This is a genomic window from Bacillus cereus group sp. MYBK95-2 (genome assembly GCF_051915225.1).
Classification (GTDB): Bacteria; Bacillota; Bacilli; order Bacillales; family Bacillaceae_G; genus Bacillus_A; species Bacillus_A cereus.
Genome location: NZ_JBQAEH010000007.1, coordinates 97,092 through 119,368 on the forward strand (window position 1 = coordinate 97,092; position 22,277 = coordinate 119,368).

The following is a 22,277-nucleotide window of genomic DNA, read 5'->3' on the forward strand; positions in this document are numbered from 1 at the left end:
AAAAACCTACTACTTGAATATTCAAGAGTAAGTTTTCTATCTCATTATTTCATTATAGGTAAATGCATTATTATTTGTTGGCCAATTGGTCCCATTCTTCTAAAACCTTTATCTTGGAAACCAACTTTTGCATATAAATTTTGTGCAGGAATATTTCTTTCATTCACAGCAAGTACAACTTCATTTTTTATTGGAAAATAACGTTTTACAAACTCTTCTAATAATAACAATGACTTTTTAGCGAATCCTTTTCTTTGTCTATTGTGATTAATAGAAAATGATGTTAAAAGTAAAGCATCCTCATTATCTGTGAACTCCTTTACTCTATCTCCCGTTTCCAATGCGAAAAGACCCACCGGTACCCCATTGTGATCTAAAATAACAATCACATTTTTTGTATAATCACTTTTTGCTTTCTCCAGTAATGCGCTTGGATCTGATGTAAACTGAACTTGTTCACTTGGTAAAGTAAATGTTTGTATAACTTCTTTATATTTCTCCTTATACGGAGCTAATTGAATTTCCCCTGTGTGTATGTTCATGCTAAACTCTCCCATTTTTCAGCTTATTAACTTATACCTTGCTGTGCTTTTGAATGCACTCTTCCATCTAAAAAGGTAATTTCAACAAATGAATTTGGATCGTTCCCTTTCCAAGCAAAAATTTGTTTAATTTGTGTAGAATGCTCTACCCCTTCTTCTATAAGTAAATCTCCTTCAAAACCAATTAAATCTTTCACTTCTGTATAAGTCATTCCTTCATTTATACTCGAGAAATGATTTATATTGATAGACTCTTTCTGTTGCCTTTCCATCACAGTAGAAGAAGTTGCTGTTTGGTTTTTCACTTCTTTTCTCTGTTCACACGCTGTCATACTGAAACCTAAGCATAAACTAAACAATATACATGCGCTTTTTTTCATCATAACAGTTGTCCCTCCCATGATAATTAAACCATATATTCCCTTAAAAATAAACTGAATATTTAATATTATATTTAAAAACCTCGTACAATTAAGTACGAGGCTAATTTCATTTATTCAAATGATTATTTGATTGATCATCCTGTTCTTTTCTTAACTCTTGTTCTTCATCTTTTGGTAATTGTTTATCACTATCTTTAATTGGATTCGTTTCTCTATTTTCTATCATATCATTTGGAACTTGTGGCATTACTCGGCCCACAATAGCGGCTAATTCATCTAGTATACCTTCACCTGTTTTTCCTTTTTTAATTTGCTTTCCGATTTGTTTGAGGCGTTCATACGTATCAACATCTGCTACAACGACTGCATTAGCACCGTCAGGGTCATTTTTTAAACTTTCTGCAACAGAGTATTTAATTGATTCAACTCGAGTTCGATCAAGTTTTGCTTTTACATCAATACCTACAATAGCATATTTTCCAACAACGACCGCTGTTGCATCATTCACACCTGGCACACTTGCTGCTAAAGATGCTAAATGATCTGCTGCTTTTTCATTTGGCTTATTTGATTTATTCGTATAATTAACATTTTTCATTGAAACATTTTTTTGTTCCGGCTTTTCGTTTGGATTGTCTTTTTTTCCAATACTGCATCCAGTTATAACGAAGCAAAGCATCAATATATATATTAGAGTTTTCATTATTTTCACCACTTCACTATTAAGGTTTAATCATAAATTTTTTCAACAGCTTGCATTTTCTTTACCTTTTCCTCGGCCCCGCTATTAGCATTAATGAATATTTGGTACGTATCTTTTCCTAAAGTGCCTACAAATTCATAGCAAAGCACTTCATTATGCAAATCATTGACTACTAAAGCTTTACGTTCTTCCATGACTTTTACATCCGGATTGATTTTCTTTCTTGCTTCTGCTGCAGTTAGCTTTGCCGATGGAACTGTTCGCTTTTGATGTGACGCTAAATATTCTTTTGCGGAGAACCCAACGATAGAACCATCATCTAAAGCAATTTTCATTTGGATTGCTTCTGGATAAATTCGTACTCCATTTTCATTTACTACATACGTAAATACACCAACATTATCATATTGAGAGCTATCATAAAGCTCCATATTATTAAACTTATGGTCCTTTAAAAATTTCAAACCTTTACTACCTGCATCGTTTAAACTAACTTTCTGTTCTTTAATTTCGCGGTTATTCATAACCCAAATTGGATATCCGCCTTTTCCGGTAATATCCATATAGAACTCATTGTTCGTTGCTTCATCTTTAATTTTCACACTATAGAAGGATTCTTTCGCACCTTTTCCGCTTTTCTCAACATCTACTTTTTCATTTCCTTTTAAATTCAAAAACGATTTGGCAATTTTCGCCGCTTCATCTCTAGAAATTGCCTTTCCTTCCGCTTCAAATCCACCTTTTTTATTTTTTTGCGCACTTGTAAAGGTCGGTCCGAAGTTTGTAGAAGAATATGATGTTACGTTTTTCTCTACAGTTTTCAATCCATCAATAATTGTGTTATCTGCTGGATCGCGATTTGATGCAAGTGCCATTTCTACATCCATCCAGCGTAAATTATTTTTCAAAACAAGATGTTGTACTTTTCTTAGTTCATCTTGTATATTTCCTGCATTTGAATATAAAGTTTGTAGCGTTTTATATTCTTGCTCATTTAACGGCTCTTTTTCTAAATCACGAATGGCTGCACGGTAACTGAAATCACCGATATTCGCTAAAAATTCTTCCGTTTTATTAAATGGCATTAATGTTAAAGGTAGTTGTCCTACATCTGAGCGAGCTTCAGATGTTAAACGCCATACATCCGCTAATGCAGGTGATAAAGATGATCGTGAATTCATCGCAAGTGTTGTGCCAATTTTATCGTGTAATAAATCGACTTCGTATGCTAAATCATGGAATGCACGTTGATAGCTATTTTCCGCTCGAATTAAAACCGCATTTTTCTCTTGGTGCTCTTTATAGCCCCAATAGCCTGTTCCTACTACACCGACTGTTAATAATACAATGATAATACCTCGTAACATTGTCCCACCTCCGCTCTATTTACAGAAAATATGTTTACCGATTTTTTTAATTTGTGGACGAGTCCAAATCCATTTACTAGTCGCAGTATCTGGATTGAAATAATATAAAGCATTTCCTGTTGGATCCCATCCGTTAATCGCATCTAAAACTGCTTTTTTTGCTGTTTCATTTGGTGTTAAATATATTTGTCCATCGGCTACCGCTGTAAATGCTCTAGGTTCAAAGATTACACCTGAAACAGTATTTGGGAATGACGCACTTGTAACACGGTTCAAAATAACAGCAGCTACTGCAACTTGTCCTAAATATGGTTCACCGCGTGATTCTCCGTATACTGCGTTTGCCATAAGCTGAATATCATTTTGAGAATAACCATTCGGAACATTTGTCCCTTTATTTTGAGGTGGTTTATTCTCTTGTGCAGTGCCACCACTATTTCCTTTATTCGTTGTCGTCCCTTTATTAGCAGTTGACTTGTCATACTTCGTTGCTTTCACGAGCATTTGCTTCGTTTTAGCTCCAGCTAAACCATCAACGGGTAATCCAAATTTCTCTTGAAAATTCCGAAGTGCCCAATATGTACCCCATCCGAAAACACCATCTACTTTTCCCGTATAAAATCCGTTATATTTTAAACGAGATTGCAGTTCAATGACATCTTCGCCCGATGCTCCTCTTTGAATGACTTGATTAGAAAATGCTTCTACATTCTTTAGTTGTATACTACTGACCATTAAAGACAGTCCTATGAACGCAAGTAAAACCGCTATTTTAAAAATAGCTTTTTGGCGCATAATTTTCCCTCCTTAATTATGTAAATGATTTCTTGGTTATGTTTTGTAAAAGCCTCGCTTTTATGTAAAGAAGACAAAAAAATCCAAACTAATATCGTAGAAAGAAAATGTAAACAATATAAAAAAAGGATAAAAGGAGTTCATCATGAAGAATTTGTTAAAGCGTGTCGCACTCGTCCTTCTGTTCCTAACAACATGTTCAAATGTATATACAGGCTCATCAATTGTTCATGCGCAGCCGCCGTATGCAAAATGGGGTAAGCTTGCTGTAGAGAAAACGAAAGAAAAGTACCCAAAAGCAGAGATTATTGATTACCTTCATATAGGTAGAAAACCAAAAACCGTTCAAATAACAGTTGAAAAATTCAAATTGTGGCTACGTGAAGACGGAAAAGAATATGGTGTTTTTGTTGATGTGGAATTTGAAACGAAGACGGAGAAATTTATTAAAATGTCGTTTCAGAAGACGAGTAGATAAAATGAAAGAAACCCGGCTATTTAGATTCATAACAGCCGGGTTTCTTTCATTTCTAAAATTCTTTTCTAAAATATCGATTCCCTAAAAATCTTACCAATATACAAATAGTGCCAATTACAACTGCTATCCCTATACTGTATAAAAGTACTCTACCATATCCACCTATTCTCGGATCTAAAAATGGATAAGGATACCAATTCACGATTGGACCACGAATTAAGCTATATACAACGTAAAAAAACGGGAATAAGAGCCAACTTGAAGCTTGTTTCCAAGTGATTTTCTTATTTGGTGGATTTAATATCCAATCTAAAAGCATAGCAATTGGCATGATATAATGTAACACCGTATTTACCCATGGTATTGCCGTTTGAAGTGATTCTTCTAACCCTCTTAATAATAAAAAATAAATGAGTCCAGTCGTAAGTATGTATACCGTTGCTGCACCACGAAGTATACCAAACTGTTCTGATCGACCAAATGTAGCTGTTCCGATACTACTTAAAAGGAGAATACATGCAACTAAAATGTTACTTTCGATCGTGAAGAAACTAAAAAAGTTAACTGGATTGAACGGTTTCACTTGTGCCCGTATTATAAATTGCGTAATGATTGCACTAAATGCTAGAAGGCTTAAACATAGTCTAAATAAAGATAAAATTTTTTCATCTTTCATACATTCCCTCCTTTTCTTATATATAATTAGAATTTCCCTGTACATGCTCAATAAATAAATTTAACGGAACGAGCCCACGTTTTGGCATATGACTACTTATAATAGATACTACTTCTAATTGAGGAATGATAACGATGTATTGTCCGCCGTATCCCATAGCGAAATATATACAATACGGTATGTGAAATCTTTCGTTATGTAATACCCACCAGTGATATCCATATGCGCCGACATGTTCATATGTTTCAAATTGCGCCCTACTTGACTCTTCTAACCATTTCGCTGATACAATTTCTTTTTCATTCCAATATCCATTTTGCAAACATAATTTTCCTAACTTTAATAAATCGGTAGATTTCATTTTCATACCGAAGCCACCTACATATATACCCTGCGGATCTTGTTGCCACTCGTATTCGTTAATTTTTAATGGATCAAATAAATATTTCTTTGCAAACCGCTCTGTCGACATTCCAGTAGCTTCTTGAATAATATAGCTCAGTAAATGAGAAGAACCTGAATTATAATTCATTTTTGTAGCAGGTTCTTCAATTATTGGCTTTTCTAATATGTACTGTACCCAGTTCTCTGATTCTACAAAGTCATTTGGGAATACTACTCCATTCCCAAACTCTTTCCAGTCCTCACCAGTAGTCATTGTTAATAAGTGATATAGCGTTAAATCATGTTTTTCCCCAGGTACATTTTCAATCCACTCTGTAATTGATGTATGTATATCATTTATATAGCCCTTATCAATTGCAATACCAATTAATAAAGATACGATACTTTTTGTAATCGAATTTATTTTATATAAGTTATTTGCACATTCGGGTGTTTTATAATACTCAGTTGTTAATTCCCCTTTTTGATAAACAAGAAATGTATTCACTTTTTTCTTTTCGAATTTATTTTCTAGTTGCTTGAAATCCAAAAACTTTACCTCCATTTAAATAGTTACTCCATTTATTATATCTTGTTTCTTCATTTTAAACATAATTGTGCTCAAATAAAAATAAACCTGTCAGCCATAATGAACTGACAGGTTTATTTTTATAATTTCGTACGAACATTCCAAAGCTCTGGGAAGAATTGTTGATCAAGTACTCGCTTTAAATAAGAAACACCGGAGGATCCACCTGTACCCATTTTATGTCCAATAATTCTTTCTACTGTTTTCATATGACGGAAACGCCATTGTTGTAGCCAGTCTTCAATATCAATCAATTTTTCAGCAAGCTGATATAAATTCCAATATTTTTTCACATCCGCATACACTTCCAACCATGCTGCTTCTACTGTTGCATCTTCTTCATAAGGCTGCGTAATATCACGGTTTAATACATCTTTATGAATAGGGAATCCTTCTTTTACTAATGCTTGAATCGCGACATCATATAGACTTGGTGCATGTAGCGCTTTATGAAGTCGTGCATGTAATTCTGGATCCTTTTCATAAATTTTTAATGCGTGTGGCGTTTTATAGCCAAGTGCATACTCAATCATACGATATTGATACGATTGAAAACCTGAAGCTTGACCGAGTGAATCACGAAACTCAATATATTCTGATGGTGTTAATGTCGCAAGAATATCCCAAGATTGAATAATTTGAGACTGAATTTTTGATACACGTGCTAACATTTTAAAAGCTGGTTGTAATTTATCTTGTTTAATAGATTCAATCGCCGCATTTAGCTCATGTAAAATGAGCTTCATCCAAAGCTCACTTGCTTGGTGAATAACGATAAATAACATTTCATCATGATGGTCCGATAATCTTTTTTGAGAAGATAGTAAACTATCTAATTGTAAATACTCCCCATACGTCATATTCTCTTTAAAATCCGTATGAATCCCTTTTTCCATAATTACTTTTTCATTTTCTTTCATATTAGCCAAACGCCCCTTTTATATGATTCTACTTATATTGGTCTAATAACGGCTCGAACTGGACTTCCATCTGCATCAGTTAATGCAAGTGGTAATGCAATAAGTTCATAATCACCGTCTGCTACATGATCTAGTACGACATTTTCTAAAATATGAATTCCATGTTTAAATAATTGATGATGCGCTGCTAATTCTTTATCATCTAGCGGATCAACTGATGGTACATCTACTCCGATTAAACGAATACCTTTCTCTGAAAGAAACGACGCTATGTTTGCACGTAAATGAGGGATCACCTCTGGAAATTCTTCAGCTTTTCCATGTGAAGATGTACGTAATAATAATCGTTCTACACCTTCTAAATGAAAGCTTTCTAATTCCTTTTTCCCGATGCTTTCAAGATTAGAAACGTCAATAATCCGTGCTGGGCCAACATAAACTTGAACATCTAAATCCAATACTTTCTTTCCATCATTATCAAAATGAAATGGTGCATCAATATGAGTGCCTGTATGAATACTCATCGTTAACTTTCCGACATTTACTGAGCCACTTTCTTCTTTTGACCATGAAACTTCATACGAGAACGGTGTGTCTCCTGGCCACGTTGCAATATTATTATTTAGCGGTTGTGAAATATCAATCCACTCTGATGTTTTCATATTTATGCCACAACCTCTCGCTTATTTTCAAACTGCTTATACTCTTCATTTTTCATAATTTTCTTTAATATTTGTACAGATTTCCACACTTCTTCGTATGTGTTATATAAAGCGACCGGCGCAAGTCTCACCCCATTTGGCGCTCTAAAATCTGGAATTACTCCATTTGCTTTTAGTGCTTTACATATACGTGCTGCTTCTGCATGCTCTAAATAAATGTGCCCGCCTCGTTTTTCATCCTCTAATGGATTTCCAATTGTAAATTCGAAATCTTTTAATTCATGTCCAATTAAATTCAGCATGTATCTCGTAATATGTAAAGATTTCTCACGTAAACGTTCAATACCAGCATCTTTGAAAATTTCAAGTGAACCAATTAATGGTGCTGTACTTAAAACGTGCGGCGTACCAATTTGATAAGCACCTGCATGATCAGCAGCTGTTAATGTATGCTCCATATCAAACTGCTTATCTTTTCTAGAACTAAACCATCCAGACAACCCTGGTAGTCTATTAAAATGTTTATTATTCACATAAATTCCTGCAACGCCACCCGGTCCTGCATTTAAATATTTATAATTGCACCAAACAGCAAAATCGACATCCCAATCTTTGAAATGATGCGGAATAGATCCTATTGAATGGCATAAATCAAATCCGATATGAATGCCGCGTTTATGAGCTTCCGTTGTTAAACGTTTCATATCCAGAATTTGACCACTTCTATATAAAACAGAAGGTAATAAAATTAAAGCGATATCATCTTCCATCGCATAAATAATATCTTCTTCAGAAAGTGTTCTACCATCTCGGCTTTTCACTCTTACTAAATGCTCCTCTGGATCTAATCCTTTTAAACGAATTTGACTTTGAAGTGCATAAATATCTGATGGGAAAGTTAATTCATCCGCAAGTATTTTTGTACGTATTCCTTTTGGTTCGTAAAACGTCGCAATAACTTGATGTATATTTGTAGTTGTAGAACCGGTTACAATAGTTTCTTCCGGTAAAGCACCAATAAGAGGGGCTGTAAGTTTACCTAATTTCTCTGAAAGGAAAAACCACGGGTGCTCACCTTCTGTCCAGCCGTCAATGCCATACTCTTTCCACGAATCTAGCAACGTAAGTAACGATTTCTCTGCTCTTTTTGAAAGTAGCCCTAATGAGTTTCCATCTAAATATATAGTACCTTCGTTTTTATAGAATTCAGTTTGAAAATCTTTCAGTTCATCATGTTTATCACATTCAAGCGCATACTCATAAGTTGGTTGAAATGGCTCTTTATACATGGTGTCACCTTCTCTTAATTTTCTTTTTATTCTAACTAATTGAAATATATCACCTTAATTGATACAACGTCAATGATATTATGTCAGTTGACTTTATATATGAACTTCTTTTACAATACAGTTATATTTTCAGATATTTCAGTATAAAGAGGTGATTCTTTGAAAAATTCTACTCTTTCATCAAGAAAACACCGCTCCTTAGAAACGAAGAAGAAACTATTACACTCTGGTTACACTATTTTTATAAATAATGGATTTCAAAAAACGACAATTACACAAATTATTAAACATGCAGAAACTGGTTATGGAACAGCATATGTATACTTCAAAAACAAAGATGATCTCCTAATTAGTTTAATGGAAGATGTTATGAATCATTTTTATAATATTGCTGAGCGCTCTTTTTCTCCACAAACAAAAGAGGAAGCACGTATAATGATCCAAAATCAAGTTAGAGCATTCCTGCAATTAGCAGATGAAGAACGCGCTATTTTGCAAGTTGTAGAGGAAGCGATAGGATTATCAAGAGAAATACGGCAAAAATGGGATGAGATTCGGAAACGTTTTATAACAAGCATTAAACAGGATATTACTTACTCTCAAGAAAGTGGATTAGCACAACCTAATTTAAATAAAGAGATTGTAGCACGCGGTTGGTTCGCGATGAATGAATCGTTTCTTTGGACTATTACGCAAAATGACAAAAAGATTAACTTAGAGGAAATTGTGTATACGTTAACGGAGATGTATACGACGGGGTTATATAAATAGCACACCTTCAATAAGTAAGGTGTGTTATTTTACATCTATAAAAATATATTATCTGGGTATGGTAGTGCTAAAGTAGGCTTTTCAGAAAATGAGAAATATTGTAGTTTTAAAGATTCACCATCTATCGATTTCAGTTTTCCACTAGTAATTTCACATTCAAACACAACAACAATATATTCTACTTGATCGCCATTCGGATATATATGACGGAACCTTTCCCCTCCAAATACCCCTTTTTGTTTTTTTACTTGCACTTTCAAACCCGTTTCTTCCCACACTTCACGAACTACCGCTTCTTCTGGAGTTTCCCCAGGTTCAATTGCTCCAGCCGGCAAACTCCAATATTCTCCGCCAGGATATTGAAATAAGATTTCTCCCTGCTCGTTTTTAATAACTGCAGCTACACTTGGCATGAATATTAGTTCATGGCCTAATTGCTCCCGGATTTTTTTATAATATAGCGACATCGACATATAATTCTCTCCCACTCCATTAATAAGTAACTGTATTTTCTGACATATATTCTATAATAATACCAATAACAATTTCTATATAGAAAGGATAAGAAAATGACCCAAGTACAACTAGTAAATAGCTTTCTATCATTTTTAGGTACGACAAAACAGCCTACTAGCTTAAAGTTTTTAAATGAGCTTATTAAAGCTCATCAAGAAAAAATAAAATGGGAAACCCTTACTAAAATAATTGACTGGGAAAAGGGTAATGAAACAGGTAATTATTTTCCTTCCATTGAGACATACATAAACCGTATTACAACAAAAGGTCTCGGGGGTACTTGTTGGACGCACTCAATTGGATTCCATTGGTTATTATCAAATCTTGGTTTTAATATTCATTATATGTATATGGATCCCGGACATTTATGCTTACGGGTTAACTTAGACCAACCTTATTATGTTGATGTTGGTTATTGTGCACCTTTATTCCAAGCTTACCCACTTTATGAATCATTTCAAGTAAGTAATGTAAGAGAAACTTTCACTTATGAAGTCTCAAATAATAGGATTAAAATTGCTAGAAATCCAGGTCCAGCAAAAATCTTACATACAGATCCAATACATTTATCAAGTATGAAAGAACTCGTTAAAAAGTCTAACGATTGGCATACATCTCCTGTATTAAAGAAAATTCAGATTTTCGGTTATATCGATGGTATTCCAACTTCTATTAATGATAATGTTTTAAAACGATATTTCCAAGGTAAGAAAAGAGAACAAATCATTACATCTTCTGAACTTAATTATTGGATAACAGAAAGATTTTGTGTTGATAAAGAAATATATGAAAGAGCTATTGAGATTTTCAATGAAAAATCTTCAAACAGTAAAAGCGTTACTCATGAGATTGAGTAACGCTTTTACCTTAATATATTTTAATATTAATCTTCTTTATGATAAGCAGCTTCTACACATTCTGCTAGACGTTCCATTTGTTCCATAGTTAAACCTCGTGAAATCCAACCTGTTAACTTATACATCATTTTATAATAAAAATTACTAGGTTCATATTCTGAAATTAATGTTAGTGCTGTACCTTCCTCATCTTCTTCTAACATATAAGTCATTGCTGAATATCCTTGCTTCATTTCACTACCAAGTGAAATAATATGCGGTGTATCGTATTCAAGAATTTCTACTTCTGCCTCGAATATTTTCTTACCGACTTTTTGAACAGTAATATATTTATCTCCTACACGTGGATTCTCTTTATCCATATTTGAAGGATAGCGATTTTCTATTATAAACGTATTCCATTCTTTTATTTTTTCATCTTCTATTATATAGTCACATACAATATCCATTGGTGCTTTTATTACTATTTCAATTGCAAAACTCATTATACTGCCCCTCTCAAATACCCTATCCATTTCTATTTAACTAAATCATTATGCCATATTTTATATAGTGAAATACAAGTGGAATTTTAACTTTTATTGCGAGAATGTTTTTCGTAATAAGAAAATCATGAATAAATAATTTAAATACTTATTCATGCAAAATGTTTTACTAACAATACAACAATTCAATATAATGCAACGAGTAGTCAAGCGATGTCCATACTTTTATTTTCTTTTTTTTAAAAATTTTGCACTCCTAAACTAACTAACATAATCCCTATAAGCGTTTGTAAAATTAGCATACTCTGTTCCGAAACAGCATTCCAACTATAAATGGAATACCCCATTACAATAATTGTAAGTACAATCGTTAAGATCCTATTCATATGAAAATCCTTCCTATAAAAAAAGAAGCCACTAAGTTTCCTTAGTGGTTTTATTAACAATTTATATTTAGTAAAATTACTTTTTATGAGTTTGATATAAGTCAATAGAATTTCCTGGCCAATATAACTATGTATGTTAGCACACTTTTTCTTTATTCAGTCTACTTACAATTCCAACTATAAATTTATATTCAATCCTCTTCTTCTTAATCTTTTTAAATCCTTCTTTCGTATCAAAAATTAAACACGTTTTCCGAAACCACATTCGTACATATAGTGACTCAAAATAAATAGGTTTTATAATTCCTCGTTCTTCAAATTCAGTTCCATCTTTATTTTCGGTTTCTGTTCGAACGAACCACCTATTCCCGATTCCAATTTCAATGTACTTCACACACTAACCCCCATTAGGAAATTTTCCTTCTAACAATTCTATTATTTCCCCGGTAAGCGCACATTCCGACAGAACATGAGCCCACAAAGAAAAAGTAGATTACAAAAATCTACTTTATAACTTATATTTTTGCATTCGTTTATAAAATGTACTACGGGGTACATCTAATAGTTTTGCAGCTAATGAAACATTTCCGTTTGTCTTTTGTAATGCTTCAATCATGCTATCACGCTGTATTTTTTCGCGAAAATTCAATGTATGTTCGGTTTTATTTTCAACTTGTAACTCAAGTTGTTGTTGATTTCCCATCATTGTTTGTATCAAAAAAGCGACTTGTTTTTCGCATATTTCCCGTCCTTGCGACAAAATGTAAATGCGTTCTAATGCATTTACTAGTTCTCGAATATTTCCGGGCCATGTATGTTGTAAAAATTGATTGCAAATACTCTTCGGAAATACAATATTCCAATTCTTCTGTTCGCAAAAGTGTTGTATAAAATATGGGATATCCTCTTTTCTTTCTATTAACGATGGAACATATAACGGATAAACGTGCAAACGATAATATAAATCTTGACGGAATTTCCCTTCTTCTACTAACCGTAGTAAATCTTTATGTGTGGCAGTAATAATACGAATATTTACTGGTACCTCTTTTGAACTTCCTATTGGAGTTATTGTGCGTTCTTGTAAAACACGCAATAAGGCTACTTGCATCTCTGGTGGTACTTCGCCAATTTCATCTAAAAACAGTGTTCCTCCATTCGCTTGTTCAAATTTCCCTTTATATCCTTGACGTCGCGCACCTGTAAACGCACCTTCAGCATAACCGAACAATTCACTTTCCATTAATTCTTTAGGCAAAGAACCGCAGTTAACAGCTATAAAGGGCCCGTCTTTTCTTGGACTATTTTCATGAATCGCTCTCGCGACATATTCCTTCCCTACTCCTGTCTCACCACATACATACACACTAGCATCAGTCGGTGAAACAAGCTTAATTTCTTCTAGTGTGTGTTGAAATGCTTTGCTTGTCCCGGTAACTCCTGGAAAAGTAATTCCTTTTATAAATGTGAAAGCAGAATATGTATTCATTTGTTTGTTTTCCTTTAAATACATACATTTCCCGATCATTCTTTCATTACTATATACCGGTATCTCTAATTTAGTTTCCAATCCATGGTGCACTAAATCTTCAAGTTTCATTCTTGACCAATTAGTTACTCGTTCCCGAACGCTCTTACTCGCAGAAACGATAACATCACGATGATTACAAATAACTACTTGTTCATCACTATCAATGACATCTAAAAAACGATGGATTAAGTGTAATTCATTTTGATGAACTCTTATGCTACATTCACGTTCAATCGCATGTGCAATTGAAGTTAGCATACCGAGCATATATGGATGCGAAAATTCAATTGGACAGGAGAAATCTAGAACACCAATTAATTTCCCATCATCATTATGAATGGGAGCAGCCGCACAACTCCAGCTATGAGATGCCACGGAGTAATGTTCAGTACCACTTATCATAATAGCTTCTTCAATTTCTAGCGCTGTTCCTATTGCGTTTGTCCCCACAGCTGCTTCTGTCCATTTTACACCTTCAATAAAATTAATATGTTTCGCTCGCTTTAACGTTTGTTTATTTCCACTTAAGGATAGAACATAACCATCTGGATCGATTAATAATGCCATCATTTGTAGTTCATCAATGGTTTTTCTCATATTTTGTATTTGGGGTAATGCTATATCAAGGAAAATTTCACTCTTTTTCTTTTGTTCTTGAAAAATATTAGAAGACAAAACTTTCTGACCTTTATTCATGTGAGGATTAACATTAGCCTGTTTACATCGATGCCATGACTCTGAAATTCTTTCATTTATACGGTTCGAATCAAGGACTCCTTCATCAATAAACTTTTTCCATGTATGTAAGTAAAACGGTGAAGCTAACATTGTATCATCTCCCTTTTAATTGTTTTGGAGATTTATAAAACATACTTTTATTATAAAACTGAATAAAAGCGTTTTCAATACAACTAGCAATACGACACAAATATGTTAATAATTTGAATATCCTAATACACTTCTTTATTCTTTTTTAGTAGCACTATATTTTGTATAATGGACGCAAAGAAAATACATAACCAAAACCACTTTTGTGGATTACCATTTATAAAGAAAACAATCACGGCTATTGCAAATAAAATAGCGGATGCTAAACTAAAATATAATTTTGTTTTCATTCCTATTATCCCTCACCCCTCTGTTACTTTACAGTACATACTAACTCTTCATTTTTCATCTCTACTATGTACTCCTGTAAAACATATTCTTTCCCGCCATGGTTTTCATACCATTCATGTATTCCTTTAATATGCCTCTCGTCACTTCTAATTTTCGATTCTATTTCTTTATACTGTTCATAACTATCATATTCCCATATGGCAAATACTTCAGACGTACCATTCTTATTATCTTTCATCCAGCGTCCTATTAGCTTAGAACCATGCTTTAATTGATTAGGTAAGTTCGTGTTATTGAAATGATCATTAAATACTTCTATGAATTCATTTTTCACTACATAGTACTTCCTTCTGTAAAACATACTTCTTCACCTCTTTTATGAAAAGTATTAGTAAATCTTCCCATCAATACCGTATTATAATACTTTCCATCCGATAGTCTTTTGTCATTTTTCAAAATGCCTTCTACTTCAAAACCTAATTTTTTATAAAGATGAATAGCTTTCTCGTTTGTCTCTAATACTTGTAAAGATATTTTATTTACTGCATTTTCGTCAGCCCATTTAATAGATTGTTGTAATAGGCTCTTACCCATTTTATATCCCCAAAACTCTTTTAAAATGCAAACGCCAAACTCCACTTTATGAGATAATCTCTTAAAATTTGATCCTTCACACCTTGAAAATCCAACGATTCGATTGTGCACTTCTGCAACTAAAAAGAGATTCTTCGTCTCTTCACTATCTGTTTTTATTATTTTTTGAAATCCTAGATTATCTATAAATCCCTCTCCAGCATCTCTATCCATATTTTCAGTTTCCCCATCAATCTGAACTCTAATTTTCGATAACTGGTCAGCATCTTTCTCAGCTGCAGAACGAATTGTATAAGTTAATCCATTTATATGAAACTCTTGCTCTTTTACAATCATGTCAAACTCCTTTCAAATGAATATAATGGCGCTATTACAACTTGTTTACCTTGTTTCTCAAAGTCCTGAACAGTTTCTTTACTAGCCTCTTCGTCAGTTATAATAATGTCAATTTTTTTTAGAGACTCTCCTCTTATAAAACAATCTATTCCAAGTTTATTATGCGGAACTAAACAAATATTTCTTCTAGCAATTTCACTTACTCTTTTACTAAAATAAGCAACTTCAGGTGTTGCGGTACTAATACCTTGTAATGAAATGCCTCCACCTGTAGAGAAATACAGATCAATAGAAAATCTACTTATCAATTCAGAGGCAAGTGTATCAGTAATATTCCCTGAAGGTTTTACTTTTCCGCCAATTAAATACGTATCAATATTCTTATATTCTCGTAGATAACCAGCTATTTCTATAGAATTCGTAATAACCGTAAATGATACTTCCGGTAAATATTTCAGCATCGCATTATGAACGGGAGCCCCACCAATAAAAATTGAATCACCTTCTTGTATATAAGATACCGCAACTCTTGCAATTGTGTCCTCATATATTGAGCTATCACTATAACGTTTAGTTGGTTCCGCAGCTAAGTTTCTCACTCGCGTAAGTTCAATTGCACCTCCGTGCGTTCTTTTTAATAAACCATCCTTTTCCATAATAGACAAATCTCTTCTTATAGAATCAATAGACATATCAAATCTTTCCGCAAGATCCTTTGCTATTACTCTTCCATCTGTATTAAGTAGTTCTAAAATTTTCTCTCGACGTTCTTCAGTAAACATGTTATCACCACCGTTATTGAAGGTTCAGAAACTTAAACTTTATTTTAATTATATGCATGCCTCTTCCGTTTTACAATATTTTCAATTCTTATTTATTCCGTTTTATACAGTCTTCTCCCTCTTTCTATCCTGTTAACTTGACAACCAAATAAATGTATATCTGTATATTACGCAAAAATACTTCCATTTACCTTCCTATTGATGTGAAATTATTCCTATGTTTTACTTTTTAATACAGAAAGGGATTACTATGAAATCATTAATCAAAACGACATGTACAGCATTATTATTTACTGGAATATTAACAGGATGTAATAGCAATACTACATCAAAACAAGAAAAGAGCGCTCTCGAAAAGAATGCAATGCACTATGGAGAAATAGTTAAAAATGAATACTATAGAGCGACAGTTGAGAATGCAAAGTTTGAAAAAATAGATAAAGAGCGGCGCCTTACTACTCGTGTTATGATTAATAATGTTCGAGACGATGGACAAACTATTGATCTTTCGGAAATAAAATATTTCATACAAGATGAAAAAACTGGTGAGAAATATGAAGGTGAAGCTCATCCGATAGATGACGAGCACTATAAAAATGTTCCACACGAATTCTCTTTAACTACTGACGTTGTATTTGAACTGAAAACTTCACCAAAAGATTTAAATAATATGTATTTATACATAGATAGCAAAGCTGCGCCGTTAACAAATACATATTGGAAGCTTGATAATTTAGTATCTAAATAGAAAGACGAGTCTTATACGACTGGTCTTTTTACATTCATACATTTAACACTTTCATTAACACTTATATTAATTTTCTAATAACAACTTGAATAACATCAGCTAAACCAGTGTGCCCTTTCCCTTCAATTCGCTCTTGTTCGCCATTAAAGAAATGAATAACCTTATGTTCTTCACACCAAGTAAGGATATCAATTGGATCATACAGCATATCAACATCTTTTGGTCCACCAGTACCATAGTTTATTTGTTTTTTTGAGTAAACTTCAAACATAATTAAACCACCAGGCTTTATCGTTTGTATCATTTTACCTAATATCATTTTTTTATAATCATCATGAAAATGTCCAAATACCATAATTGCTGCATCATATTCATTTTCTGGCAAACTATCAGCTAATAAATCTACTTTTTTTGTATGCACGTTTACGTTATGCTTCTCTGCCAATTTTTTTGTCTTCTCTAATCCATCTTCCGAATAATCAATAGCTGTTACTTCGTTCCCTTGTCTTGCTAGAAATACAGCATTTCTACCTTCTCCCTCCGCGAAAGCTATTACTTTATTGTGATTTGCTAAACGAAATGCTTGTTCTTTAATAAATGTATTAGGTTCTTCCCCGTAAAAATATTCATCTGATTTATATCGATCATTCCAAAATTTAGTCATCATCTTCTCTCCTTCTTCATATCATTTTCTAACTACAATTAAAGATATCAAAGAGTCTTTTTATCCTTAATTAATTTAAAAATAAAAGCAGATTAAAAATCCACTTTTATTTTTTTCGCAAGATCTACGATTTTTTGATTTCGTAACTCTTCTTCCATTTTCTCTTCTGCTGCAAGCATTACTTCATTAATTAAACATCCCGGTTTGTCATGTAAACAACATTCAAACAATGATGTTTTACCTTCAATTGCATGTATAATATCTAAAAATGAAATATCTTCCCAATTCTTACTAAGCGAGTAACCGCCCTTTGGACCAGATGATGAATGTATCATCCCTTCCTTCGTCAACTTAGTTAGTATTTTAGACAAGTACGTTGGTGAAACATTTTGCATTTCTGCTAATTGGTGAACACTAACTAACTTATTTGGTGTAGCCTTTGCCAGAAAAAGTATTGTATGAAGAGCATAATTTGTAGCTTTAGAATATTTCATAGTACAGCCCCTATTGTAGACTTCATGTATCTACAATAACTTTATTTTTTTATTATGTCAAACGTTTGTAATGCTCCATAAAAAATTATTTATTCACAAGTAATACATCTGTCGCACAAATCGTCACTTCTCTAAATGGACAGTCAAATAAAACACCTAGTTCAAAACCATCTTCAGTAAGAGCTATTTCATGATATAACCACCAAGCATTTTCAAAGTTTTCCGGCATAGAACAATTTGTTACTCCTATAAAGGTTACTTCAAGTTTATCAAATTCACTAAAAGTACCACTGCAATCTAATACGATAGACAAAGTATCTTCTGATTCTCTCTTTATTACTTTAATTACACTATCGTGTAGTGATGTCTTGTGTAACTGAGCGACATTTGACGGAAGTTTTTTCTCAATGGAATTAAAATATTCTACGTATGATTGATCTAATTGTGCCATTCTTTTCTCATAATCTGTTGTCCACTCTTGCATACGTTTTTTCAGTTCACCTGATGGATATTCTGAATTAATTGTGATGTTTTGTATAATTGAGTATATCGATTCAGGAAGGAATTTTAATAAATCTATTTTCCTTTCCTCTATTTCTTCCTTTAAACTTTGTATATCCATTTCCGACCATTCTTTTATAGACTCTATAAAACTTACAAATTCTAAAACTTGCATTTTTTTATACCATTCTCTTGTAAAATATTTCAATGACACCTCTCCTAAAATATCTTTACATCCAGTAAAAGCAATACATCCACTTATTATATCATTCCAATAACCATTTTTTCTAAAGAAATAATGTAAAAATGTAAATATTCCGCCTATTATTTCTAAAACTTCAGAATATTTACAAAAGTATAAAATTAGAATACATTTTAGCTGTACAAGATTCACCTGTACAAAAATTCAAACAAAAAGGGATGGTTATATGTTGAAGAAATTAGTAGCAGGGACATTAGTAGCGGGTTTTGCACTAACTGGAGGACTAGGTGCGGTAAGTGCTGAAGAAAAAAGTAACACAATTAAGTCATTTGATTATTTAAAAGTGGATGAACAAAATGTTAATTCATTTGCAAAATTAAGTGATCAGGATAAGAAAGATATCCAAATTACTATGGTATTACCTAAGCAAAATGAAAATGGAGATTGGCTAGCTTATGGTTTTACTAGCCGTGAAACATTAGATGCGTATATTGAAAAGGATAAAAAAGCAATTAAAAATAAAATTAATCCTTTAGGTAGCGGTGCTGGTAGTACTGATTTTTATGAACATAAAGATAAAGGTGGCCAATATATTTACTGGAGTAGCGGCTTTAAAAACTTACCATCTAGCTGGAATGACAGAATTTCTTCTGTAAGTACAGCGTCACCTTCTGCAAGTTATTCAACGACACTTTGGGAGCACACTTCAACACAAGGATATGGAAAAGGCGTTTTATTTAAACATGCTGATTGGTACGGTAAAACTGCTAATTTAGCTGCTGATTGGAACGATATTACTTCAGCGATTGAAATTAAATAGTAATAAGATATTTAATTTCTTCTATAAAAATTCAAACCACTATTCTCTCTTTCGTTTAGAGAATAGTGGTTTATCATATTTCCATTTAAGCATGTACAGCATGTCCTACCGCTTGCATTAACGCTTCATGAATCGCCTCAGATAAAGTTGGATGTGCTACAATATAATCTCTCATTATATCAGCGGTAACTTCTGTATGAATCATTACGGTTCCTTGACCAATAAGTTCAGTTGCATAAGGACCGATAATAGAAATCCCTACAATTTCTTGGTATTTAGGTTCCACAATGACTTTTACTTTCCCTACTTGTTCTCCTAAAATAAGAGCTTTTCCGTTCGCTGTAAAAGGAAATTCTCCGATGAGAATATCACCATATTGTTCTCTTGCACCTTTTTCACTTAACCCGACACTAGCTATTTCTGGAGCTGTGTATATACATCGAGGCACAGCGTGATAATTTACTTTCACGTCTTCTCCGCTTGCGTGTAATGCTGCTGTCGTTCCTTCATGGAAGGCAACGTGAGCAAGCTGAATTCCACCGATTACATCACCAGCTGCGTAAATATGCGATACGTTCGTTTGCATATGTTCATTCACAGCAATCCCTTTATTTGAAAACTGAACCCCTGCCTTTTCTAATCCTAATTGTTGCACTCGTGGTTTTCTTCCTACAGAAACAAGAACAAATTCTGGAGTTACTTCGTGAGTAATTCCCTCGTACTCAAATGAAGCTTGCTTCTTATAGTTATTTAATCCTTTTAAAACTGCTCCCGTAAAAATTTTCACACCATCTTTTTCTAATTTCTCTCTTAAAATATTCGCGATATCTTCATCTTCACCAGGTAGTAATTGCGGTGCCATTTCAACTATCGATACTTTTGTGCCAAGTCTACTATAAATACTTGCAAACTCACATCCTATTACACCACCGCCAACGATTAACAATGAAGATGGTACACTCTCAAGAGACATGGCATGGCTACTATTTAAAATCCATTTTCCATCAAACGGAGCGAATGGTAATTCTGTAGGTTCGGAACCAGATGCGATAATAAAGCTCTCTCCATCAACTACTTCTTCTTTATTTCCTTGTACAACTCGCACACGATGATCCGTTTCGAATTTCGCTTTTCCTTTTACAACTTTAATTTTATTTTTCTTCATTAAATATTGTATTCCTTGGACGAGTTGCATTACGATTTGTGATTTTCTCGCCTGTATTTGATCCCAATCAATTGATATACTTCCTGTATTAAGCGTAACTCCATAATCATTCGCTTTTCTCACAATGTCATGTATTTCAGCACTTTCTAACAGTGATTTCGTAGGCATACAACCAACATTTAAACACGTTCCGCCAAGTTCAGCTTCATCAATAAGAGTGACACCTTTGCCATTTTGAGCCGCGGTAATTGCGGCTACATATCCAGCTGGTCCGCCTCCAATTACAACTAGTTTACTCATTCTCTCACCTTCTCTTTATAAAAGAATTGTTATAGGTTCTTCTAAATAATGTTTAATTGTGCGTAAAAATGCAGCTGCTGGTGCACCGTCTAGTACACGATGATCGAATGTTAAACTTAAAGGTAACATACTACCTTTTTTTAATTTTTTCCCTTTATATACAGGAACATGTTCAATTGCGCCAATACCTAAAATGCCAGTCTCAGGTGTATTTAATACCGGTGTGAAATATTCAATACCAAAGCTACCTAAATTACTAATTGTAAATGTCGTTCCGTGCATATCATCACTACTTAAGCTACCTGCTCGCGCCTTTTGTGCCACATTCTTAATCTCTTTAGACAATTCTACTAAAGATAAATTATTTGCAAAGCGAATAGCTGGAACGATTAACCCTTTTTCTAATGCGACTGCCATGCCTAAATGCACATGTTCAAATTGATGAATTGCATCATCTATATAAGCGCTGTTCATTTCTTTATGCTCTCTAAGTGCTAATACAGCAGCACGCGAGACAAAATCCGTAATGGTTAATTTATTATCATCTCTTTTTTGTACAACTTTCGCTATTTCTTTATGTAAAGCAACTAAATCTGTTACATCTACTTTCATCGTTAACGTTAATTGTGCGCTATTTTGTAAGCTTGCGTGCATACGATTTGCGATCGCTTTACGCATACCAGTAACAGGAATCACGTTACTTTCTTCTTGTTCAGATATTTCCAGAACGTTTACTCTTACCTCAAGTGCTTTTAATACATCTGCCTTTGTAATCCTTCCGCCAGGACCTGTACCAACTAATGCCTTGATATCCAGATTTTCAGACTTTGCAATTTTCTTGGCTACAGGTGAAATTTTAATTCTTTGCTTCGATACTTCTTTCCCATTTGCTTCTTGATTTTGTACATTTTGTACTTCTATATTAGATGTTTTTTCTTCTACAACATGTGTGCTTTCCTGCATTTCTACCTTTTCATTCGGTTTACCGATGTAGCAAATTACAGTACCAGGCGGCACTCCTTCATCTTCACTTACAGCTATATCAAGTACTGTACCATCAGCTGGCGCTTCAATTTCCGTTTCAATTTTTTCTGAATTAATACTAGCAATTAGTTCTCCTTTTGCTACATTATCGCCTGCTTTAATATTCCAGCTCGTAATAATACCTTCTTTCATCGCCATACCTAACTTCGGCATTACAACTTCTACAGCCATGTC

At 33.6% G+C, this 22,277-nt stretch carries 27 protein-coding genes and 1 pseudogene; 5 read left to right on the top strand and 23 right to left on the bottom strand.

The genetic code is table 11. The features are described 5' to 3' along the window. Window positions 1–44: 44 nt before the first annotated feature. The 5 genes from ACTFN4_RS21605 to sleB all read right to left on the bottom strand — a co-directional run bounded on the left by ACTFN4_RS21605 (window position 45) and on the right by sleB (window position 3,790). The gene (locus tag ACTFN4_RS21605; RefSeq protein ID WP_002025890.1) at window positions 45–557 is read right to left on the bottom strand and encodes a GNAT family N-acetyltransferase; all 513 of its coding nucleotides are present in this window, start codon (window positions 555–557) and stop codon (window positions 45–47) included. Window positions 558–568: 11 nt separating this feature from the next. Further along, complete coding sequence (locus ACTFN4_RS21610; RefSeq protein ID WP_000976446.1) at window positions 569–925, bottom strand: hypothetical protein; 357 nt, start codon at window positions 923–925, stop codon at window positions 569–571. A 106-nt stretch (window positions 926–1,031) separates the two neighbouring features. Next, window positions 1,032–1,628, bottom strand: a complete 597-nt coding sequence (locus ACTFN4_RS21615; protein WP_439962778.1) for a YhcN/YlaJ family sporulation lipoprotein — start codon at window positions 1,626–1,628, stop codon at window positions 1,032–1,034. Window positions 1,629–1,654: 26 nt separating this feature from the next. Further along, a complete protein-coding gene (gene ypeB / locus ACTFN4_RS21620; RefSeq protein WP_000943732.1) occupies window positions 1,655–2,995 on the bottom strand; it encodes a germination protein YpeB in 1,341 nt (446 codons plus the stop codon). A 15-nt stretch (window positions 2,996–3,010) separates the two neighbouring features. Beyond that, window positions 3,011–3,790 carry a spore cortex-lytic enzyme gene (gene sleB / locus ACTFN4_RS21625; RefSeq protein ID WP_001249053.1) on the bottom strand — a complete coding sequence of 260 codons (780 nt, stop codon included), beginning with the start codon at window positions 3,788–3,790 and terminating at the stop codon, window positions 3,011–3,013. 145 nt (window positions 3,791–3,935) lie between these two features. On the opposite strand from sleB, the gene ACTFN4_RS21630 reads away from it, so the two are divergent. Further along, complete coding sequence (locus ACTFN4_RS21630) at window positions 3,936–4,268, top strand: YqzG/YhdC family protein (RefSeq protein WP_000793371.1); 333 nt, start codon at window positions 3,936–3,938, stop codon at window positions 4,266–4,268. A gap of 52 nt (window positions 4,269–4,320) precedes the next feature. On the opposite strand, the gene ACTFN4_RS21635 is transcribed toward ACTFN4_RS21630, so the two are convergent. From ACTFN4_RS21635 to kynU, 5 genes are all read right to left on the bottom strand, one after another. Then, on the bottom strand, window positions 4,321–4,944 hold the full coding sequence (locus ACTFN4_RS21635; RefSeq protein ID WP_000650955.1) for a Pr6Pr family membrane protein: 624 nt from the start codon (window positions 4,942–4,944) through the stop codon (window positions 4,321–4,323). 16 nt (window positions 4,945–4,960) lie between these two features. Next, window positions 4,961–5,878, bottom strand: a complete 918-nt coding sequence (locus ACTFN4_RS21640; protein WP_000346250.1) for a serine hydrolase domain-containing protein — start codon at window positions 5,876–5,878, stop codon at window positions 4,961–4,963. A gap of 119 nt (window positions 5,879–5,997) precedes the next feature. After that, a complete protein-coding gene (gene kynA / locus ACTFN4_RS21645; protein WP_000661957.1) occupies window positions 5,998–6,837 on the bottom strand; it encodes a tryptophan 2,3-dioxygenase in 840 nt (279 codons plus the stop codon). Between the two features lie 32 nt (window positions 6,838–6,869). Continuing rightward, entirely contained in the window at window positions 6,870–7,499 is a 630-nt protein-coding gene (gene kynB / locus ACTFN4_RS21650; protein WP_439962779.1) for an arylformamidase, read from the bottom strand. A gap of 2 nt (window positions 7,500–7,501) precedes the next feature. Continuing rightward, window positions 7,502–8,788: a kynureninase gene (gene kynU / locus ACTFN4_RS21655; protein WP_000276307.1), complete on the bottom strand. Its 1,287-nt coding sequence runs from the start codon at window positions 8,786–8,788 to the stop codon at window positions 7,502–7,504. Window positions 8,789–8,947: 159 nt separating this feature from the next. Between kynU and ACTFN4_RS21660 the strand changes: the two genes are divergently transcribed. Then, window positions 8,948–9,559 carry a TetR/AcrR family transcriptional regulator gene (locus ACTFN4_RS21660; RefSeq protein ID WP_439962780.1) on the top strand — a complete coding sequence of 204 codons (612 nt, stop codon included), beginning with the start codon at window positions 8,948–8,950 and terminating at the stop codon, window positions 9,557–9,559. A gap of 35 nt (window positions 9,560–9,594) precedes the next feature. Here ACTFN4_RS21660 and ACTFN4_RS21665 read toward each other — a convergent pair whose 3' ends face one another. Further along, the gene (locus tag ACTFN4_RS21665; RefSeq protein WP_065212641.1) at window positions 9,595–10,032 is read right to left on the bottom strand and encodes an NUDIX hydrolase; all 438 of its coding nucleotides are present in this window, start codon (window positions 10,030–10,032) and stop codon (window positions 9,595–9,597) included. 96 nt (window positions 10,033–10,128) lie between these two features. Between ACTFN4_RS21665 and ACTFN4_RS21670 the strand changes: the two genes are divergently transcribed. Then, entirely contained in the window at window positions 10,129–10,932 is an 804-nt protein-coding gene (locus ACTFN4_RS21670) for an arylamine N-acetyltransferase (RefSeq protein ID WP_119683511.1), read from the top strand. Window positions 10,933–10,958: 26 nt separating this feature from the next. Here ACTFN4_RS21670 and ACTFN4_RS21675 read toward each other — a convergent pair whose 3' ends face one another. The 7 genes and pseudogenes from ACTFN4_RS21675 to ACTFN4_RS21705 all read right to left on the bottom strand — a co-directional run bounded on the left by ACTFN4_RS21675 (window position 10,959) and on the right by ACTFN4_RS21705 (window position 16,165). Continuing rightward, a complete protein-coding gene (locus tag ACTFN4_RS21675; RefSeq protein WP_119683512.1) occupies window positions 10,959–11,417 on the bottom strand; it encodes an SRPBCC family protein in 459 nt (152 codons plus the stop codon). 206 nt (window positions 11,418–11,623) lie between these two features. After that, window positions 11,624–11,803: pseudogene (locus tag ACTFN4_RS21680) on the bottom strand (DUF3953 domain-containing protein). 136 nt (window positions 11,804–11,939) lie between these two features. Beyond that, window positions 11,940–12,197 carry a DUF3977 family protein gene (locus ACTFN4_RS21685; RefSeq protein WP_000873847.1) on the bottom strand — a complete coding sequence of 86 codons (258 nt, stop codon included), beginning with the start codon at window positions 12,195–12,197 and terminating at the stop codon, window positions 11,940–11,942. Between the two features lie 114 nt (window positions 12,198–12,311). After that, window positions 12,312–14,162 carry a sigma-54-dependent Fis family transcriptional regulator gene (locus ACTFN4_RS21690; protein WP_439962781.1) on the bottom strand — a complete coding sequence of 617 codons (1,851 nt, stop codon included), beginning with the start codon at window positions 14,160–14,162 and terminating at the stop codon, window positions 12,312–12,314. A 313-nt stretch (window positions 14,163–14,475) separates the two neighbouring features. After that, a complete protein-coding gene (locus ACTFN4_RS21695) occupies window positions 14,476–14,814 on the bottom strand; it encodes an NIPSNAP family protein (RefSeq protein ID WP_063536560.1) in 339 nt (112 codons plus the stop codon). Continuing rightward, on the bottom strand, window positions 14,787–15,383 hold the full coding sequence (locus ACTFN4_RS21700; RefSeq protein WP_367149030.1) for a GNAT family N-acetyltransferase: 597 nt from the start codon (window positions 15,381–15,383) through the stop codon (window positions 14,787–14,789). The genes ACTFN4_RS21695 and ACTFN4_RS21700 overlap by 28 nt, the downstream gene beginning before the upstream one ends. Next, window positions 15,380–16,165, bottom strand: a complete 786-nt coding sequence (locus ACTFN4_RS21705; RefSeq protein WP_410989523.1) for a DeoR/GlpR family DNA-binding transcription regulator — start codon at window positions 16,163–16,165, stop codon at window positions 15,380–15,382. Before ACTFN4_RS21705 ends, ACTFN4_RS21700 begins: the two co-directional genes overlap by 4 nt. 250 nt (window positions 16,166–16,415) lie before the next feature. On the opposite strand from ACTFN4_RS21705, the gene ACTFN4_RS21710 reads away from it, so the two are divergent. After that, window positions 16,416–16,913 carry a hypothetical protein gene (locus tag ACTFN4_RS21710; protein WP_053564253.1) on the top strand — a complete coding sequence of 166 codons (498 nt, stop codon included), beginning with the start codon at window positions 16,416–16,418 and terminating at the stop codon, window positions 16,911–16,913. Between the two features lie 61 nt (window positions 16,914–16,974). On the opposite strand, the gene ACTFN4_RS21715 is transcribed toward ACTFN4_RS21710, so the two are convergent. The 3 genes from ACTFN4_RS21715 to ACTFN4_RS21725 all read right to left on the bottom strand — a co-directional run bounded on the left by ACTFN4_RS21715 (window position 16,975) and on the right by ACTFN4_RS21725 (window position 18,780). Next, complete coding sequence (locus ACTFN4_RS21715) at window positions 16,975–17,580, bottom strand: class I SAM-dependent methyltransferase (RefSeq protein WP_063536564.1); 606 nt, start codon at window positions 17,578–17,580, stop codon at window positions 16,975–16,977. A gap of 89 nt (window positions 17,581–17,669) precedes the next feature. Beyond that, entirely contained in the window at window positions 17,670–18,071 is a 402-nt protein-coding gene (locus ACTFN4_RS21720) for an Rrf2 family transcriptional regulator (RefSeq protein WP_000877642.1), read from the bottom strand. A gap of 85 nt (window positions 18,072–18,156) precedes the next feature. After that, window positions 18,157–18,780 (bottom strand): DUF4085 domain-containing protein, encoded by a 624-nt coding sequence (locus tag ACTFN4_RS21725; protein ID WP_000873453.1) that lies wholly within the window; start codon window positions 18,778–18,780, stop codon window positions 18,157–18,159. A 220-nt stretch (window positions 18,781–19,000) separates the two neighbouring features. Here ACTFN4_RS21725 and ACTFN4_RS21730 point away from each other — a divergent pair, with 220 nt between their 5' ends. Continuing rightward, entirely contained in the window at window positions 19,001–19,594 is a 594-nt protein-coding gene (locus tag ACTFN4_RS21730) for a hypothetical protein (RefSeq protein ID WP_000914438.1), read from the top strand. Between the two features lie 85 nt (window positions 19,595–19,679). Here the strand turns inward: ACTFN4_RS21730 and lpdA are convergent, their stop codons facing one another. Next, window positions 19,680–21,059: a dihydrolipoyl dehydrogenase gene (lpdA, locus tag ACTFN4_RS21735; RefSeq protein WP_322371305.1), complete on the bottom strand. Its 1,380-nt coding sequence runs from the start codon at window positions 21,057–21,059 to the stop codon at window positions 19,680–19,682. Window positions 21,060–21,074: 15 nt separating this feature from the next. Then, the gene (locus tag ACTFN4_RS21740) at window positions 21,075–22,274 is read right to left on the bottom strand and encodes a dihydrolipoamide acetyltransferase family protein (RefSeq protein ID WP_060852070.1); all 1,200 of its coding nucleotides are present in this window, start codon (window positions 22,272–22,274) and stop codon (window positions 21,075–21,077) included. Window positions 22,275–22,277 lie beyond the last annotated feature (3 nt).

Bases quoted from the DNA above. Each gene is read 5' to 3' on its own strand.
- ACTFN4_RS21715 (WP_063536564.1), bottom strand. From the start codon at position 17,580: ATGATGACTAAATTTTGGAATGATCGATATAAATCAGATGAATATTTT.
- ACTFN4_RS21635 (WP_000650955.1), bottom strand. From the start codon at position 4,944: ATGAAAGATGAAAAAATTTTATCTTTATTTAGACTATGTTTAAGCCTT.
- ACTFN4_RS21730 (WP_000914438.1), top strand. From the start codon at position 19,001: ATGTTGAAGAAATTAGTAGCAGGGACATTAGTAGCGGGTTTTGCACTA.
- kynB (WP_439962779.1), bottom strand. From the start codon at position 7,499: ATGAAAACATCAGAGTGGATTGATATTTCACAACCGCTAAATAATAAT.
- ACTFN4_RS21705 (WP_410989523.1), bottom strand. From the start codon at position 16,165: ATGTTTACTGAAGAACGTCGAGAGAAAATTTTAGAACTACTTAATACA.
- sleB (WP_001249053.1), bottom strand. From the start codon at position 3,790: ATGCGCCAAAAAGCTATTTTTAAAATAGCGGTTTTACTTGCGTTCATA.
- ACTFN4_RS21630 (WP_000793371.1), top strand. From the start codon at position 3,936: ATGAAGAATTTGTTAAAGCGTGTCGCACTCGTCCTTCTGTTCCTAACA.
- ACTFN4_RS21605 (WP_002025890.1), bottom strand. From the start codon at position 557: ATGGGAGAGTTTAGCATGAACATACACACAGGGGAAATTCAATTAGCT.
- ACTFN4_RS21695 (WP_063536560.1), bottom strand. From the start codon at position 14,814: ATGTTTTACAGAAGGAAGTACTATGTAGTGAAAAATGAATTCATAGAA.
- ACTFN4_RS21675 (WP_119683512.1), bottom strand. From the start codon at position 11,417: ATGAGTTTTGCAATTGAAATAGTAATAAAAGCACCAATGGATATTGTA.
- kynA (WP_000661957.1), bottom strand. From the start codon at position 6,837: ATGAAAGAAAATGAAAAAGTAATTATGGAAAAAGGGATTCATACGGAT.
- ypeB (WP_000943732.1), bottom strand. From the start codon at position 2,995: ATGTTACGAGGTATTATCATTGTATTATTAACAGTCGGTGTAGTAGGA.
- kynU (WP_000276307.1), bottom strand. From the start codon at position 8,788: ATGTATAAAGAGCCATTTCAACCAACTTATGAGTATGCGCTTGAATGT.
- ACTFN4_RS21665 (WP_065212641.1), bottom strand. From the start codon at position 10,032: ATGTCGATGTCGCTATATTATAAAAAAATCCGGGAGCAATTAGGCCAT.
- ACTFN4_RS21610 (WP_000976446.1), bottom strand. From the start codon at position 925: ATGATGAAAAAAAGCGCATGTATATTGTTTAGTTTATGCTTAGGTTTC.
- ACTFN4_RS21700 (WP_367149030.1), bottom strand. From the start codon at position 15,383: ATGATTGTAAAAGAGCAAGAGTTTCATATAAATGGATTAACTTATACA.
- ACTFN4_RS21615 (WP_439962778.1), bottom strand. From the start codon at position 1,628: ATGAAAACTCTAATATATATATTGATGCTTTGCTTCGTTATAACTGGA.
- lpdA (WP_322371305.1), bottom strand. From the start codon at position 21,059: ATGAGTAAACTAGTTGTAATTGGAGGCGGACCAGCTGGATATGTAGCC.
- ACTFN4_RS21670 (WP_119683511.1), top strand. From the start codon at position 10,129: ATGACCCAAGTACAACTAGTAAATAGCTTTCTATCATTTTTAGGTACG.
- ACTFN4_RS21720 (WP_000877642.1), bottom strand. From the start codon at position 18,071: ATGAAATATTCTAAAGCTACAAATTATGCTCTTCATACAATACTTTTT.
- ACTFN4_RS21690 (WP_439962781.1), bottom strand. From the start codon at position 14,162: ATGTTAGCTTCACCGTTTTACTTACATACATGGAAAAAGTTTATTGAT.
- ACTFN4_RS21710 (WP_053564253.1), top strand. From the start codon at position 16,416: ATGAAATCATTAATCAAAACGACATGTACAGCATTATTATTTACTGGA.
- ACTFN4_RS21740 (WP_060852070.1), bottom strand. From the start codon at position 22,274: ATGGCTGTAGAAGTTGTAATGCCGAAGTTAGGTATGGCGATGAAAGAA.